Source organism: Micromonospora sp. D75 (assembly GCF_018070405.1).
Lineage (GTDB): Bacteria > Actinomycetota > Actinomycetes > Mycobacteriales > Micromonosporaceae > Micromonospora > Micromonospora chalcea.
Window position 1 is genome coordinate 1 of the sequence record NZ_JAGPXV010000686.1, and the last position, 2,973, is coordinate 2,973.

Below are 2,973 nucleotides of genomic sequence, written 5' to 3' on the forward strand. Positions count from 1 at the left end.
CCATGTCGAGCCGGCACCCCTCGACAACTGTCGCCGGGTAGAACGCGCCCGGCCCCTCCGGCAGCACACCGCCGGCGCGTACCCGGGCGCCGTCGGCGAGCGCGGCCTTCACCTGCCCGTGCACGTGGTCCCGGTGCCGCCGGTCCACCAGCGGGCCGAGCTGCGTTTCCGGGTCACGGCCGGGGCCCACGGTGAGCGCCTCGGCGCGCGCCACGAGCGCGTCCAGGAAGCCCTCGGCGACGTCCCGGTGCACGTAGACGCGTTCCACCGCCACGCAGATCTGACCGGCGTTGGCGAAGCACCCGAGCGCCGCCTGCTCGGCCGCCCAGACCGGGTCGACGTCCGCGTCCACCACCAGCGGGTCGCTGCCGCCGTTCTCCAGCAGCACCTTCGCGCCGGTACGGGCGCCCGCGGCGGCGATCGCCCGGCCGGTCGCAGTGGAACCGACGTGGGCGACGACGTCGACGTCCTGCCCGGACAGCGCGGCCCCCACCTCGCCGCCGCCGCTGAGCAGCGACAGCACCCCGGCCGGCAACGCCGAGTCCAGCGCGCGGGCGAGCAGCCAGCCGGTGGCCGGGGTGCGCTCGCTCGGCTTGTGGACCACCACGTTGCCGGTGACCAGGGCCGCGCCGAGCAGGCCGCACGACACCGCCACCGGGTCGTTCCACGGGGTGATCGCGGCGACCACGCCGCGTGGCTCGGGGGCCATGAAGTCCAGCGCGTCGTGCGCGCCGTGCAGCGTCCGGCCGCCCCGGACCGGCGCCAGTTCGGCGTACTGTCGCAGCGTGCCGATGCCCGCCGCCACCCCGCCCCGCGCGTCCTCCAGGGGCTTGCCCATCTCCGCGGTGGTCGCCTCGGCCAGCTCTCCGGCCGCCGCCTCGACCGCGTCCGCGGCCCGGTGCAGCGCCGCGGCCCGCTCCGCGGTCGGGGTCGCGGCCCATTCCGCCGCCACGCCCCGGGCCGCCTCCACCGCCTTGGCCACCTCGTCGGCGGTCGCCACCGGCGTCCGGGTCACCGGCGACCCGTCCGCCGGATCGTGGACGACAAGCTCGCCGCCCTCGCCGCCGGCACCCCACACTCCACCTATGAGCTGCGCAACCGTGTACATGCGGCCCTGCTTGCCCCGGCCTGGGCCGGGCAAACGCGTTTCGCCCGGTGACCGGCCGGGTAGGCGGATCCGATGACCTCGACCGCCGACGCCGTCGTCATCGGAGCCGGGCACAACGGGCTGGTGGCCGCGAACCTGCTGGTGGACGCCGGCTGGGACGTCACCGTCCTGGAGGCCACCGAGGCGCCCGGTGGGGCCGTCCGCTCCGCGTACGTGACAGCGCCCGGTTACCTCAGCGACCTCTACAGCTCCTTCTACCCGCTCGGGTACGCATCTCCGGTCCTGGACGGGCTGAGCCTGGAACGGCACGGCCTGTCCTGGACGCACGCCCCGGACGTGCTGGCGCACCTGCTTCCGGACGGCCGGGCCGCCGTGGTCAACCGCGACCTGGACACCACAGCGGCCTCGCTGGAGGCGTTCGCGCCCGGCGACGGGGAGCGCTGGCGGCACGCGTACGCCGACTGGCGCCAGGTGGCCGAGCCGATGCTGCAGACCATCACCACCCCGTTCCCGCCGGTACGCGGCGGGCTGGGCCTGCTGCGGCAACTCCGGGTCGGCGGCGCGCTCCGCCTGGCCCGCCGCCTCCTGCTGCCCGTCCGCAAGCTCGGCGCGGAACTGTTTGAGGGCGAGGGCGGCACGGTCCTGCTGGCCGGCTGCGCCCTGCACACCGACCTGTCCCCGGAGGAGGCCGGCTCCGGCGTGTACGGCTGGCTGCTCGCCATGCTCGGCCAGCAGGTGGGCTGGCCGGTGCCGGTCGGCGGCGCCCAGCGGATCACCGACGCGCTGGTGGCCCGGCTGGTCGAGCGGGGCGGGCGGATCGAGTACGGCGCCCGGGTCGAGCGGGTGCTCACCGCCCGGGGCCGCGCGATGGGCGTCCGTACCGCCGGGGGAACCGACTGGCGGGCCCGCCGCGCGGTGCTCGCCGACGTGCCCGCGCCGGCGCTCTTCCTCGACCTGGTCGGCGCGGCGGCGCTGCCGCCCCGGATGGTCGAGGACCTGGCGCACTTCAAGTGGGACGGCTCCACGCTCAAGGTCGACTGGGCGCTGTCCGCGCCGGTGCCGTGGAAGAACCGGGAACTGGCCGGCGCCGGCACCGTGCACCTGGGCGCGGACCTCGACGGGCTCACCACGTACGCGGCCGAACTGGCCCGCGGAGAACTGCCCCGGGACCCGTTCCTGCTGGTCGGGCAGATGTCGGTGGCCGACCCGAGCCACTCGCCGCCGGGCACCGAGTCGCTCTGGTCCTACACGCACCTGCCGTTCCGCCGGGACTGGCGGGCCGAGGACGTCGCGGGGCACGTGGAGCGGATGGAGGAGGTGCTGGAGGAGGCGGCGCCGGGCTTCCGGGCCTCGGTCGTCGGGCGGCACGTGGCCGCCCCGGCCGACCTGGAGGCCGCCGAGCCGAGCCTGGTGGGCGGCGCGCTCGGCGGTGGCACTGCCGCGCCGACACCCCGGTGGACCGGCTCTACCTGGCCAGCGCCTCCGCCCACCCCGGCGGCGGTGTGCACGGCGCGCCGGGGGCGAACGCGGCGCGGGCCGCCCTGGCCCGCGACCGGGCCGTCACCGGCGCGGTGTACGCCCGCACGATCGCCGCCGCCCACCGCGCCGTCTACCGCTGACCAGGTCTGCGCGGCACCACCCTCGCCGCTGCCGTCCTCCGCGCCCTCGCGGGAGTGGGGCCCGGCCCGCGTCAGCGCACCCGCTGCGGCTGACCTCCGCCGACGTCCGCTCGCCCTGGCTGACCTCCGGTCGCACCCATTGCGGCTGACCGCCCGACCCCGCCAACCGCAGGACGCCTGGCACCGGAAGCTCGCCCACCGACAGGCGGGGTGCCGCTTCCCGCCCTCATCTCGCCAAGTGAGATC

Annotated in this window: 1 protein-coding gene and 1 pseudogene; one reads left to right on the top strand and one right to left on the bottom strand. The window is 76.9% G+C overall.

Going from position 1 to position 2,973, the window contains the following annotated elements; genetic code table 11:
- On the bottom strand, positions 1–1,108 hold a 1,108-nt coding region (locus tag KBX39_RS27650; RefSeq protein ID WP_210873301.1), incomplete at its 3' end, for an aldehyde dehydrogenase.
- Positions 1,109–1,180: 72 nt separating this feature from the next.
- Here KBX39_RS27650 and KBX39_RS27655 point away from each other — a divergent pair.
- Positions 1,181–2,727 (top strand): annotated as a pseudogene (locus tag KBX39_RS27655) (phytoene desaturase family protein).
- Positions 2,728–2,973 lie beyond the last annotated feature (246 nt).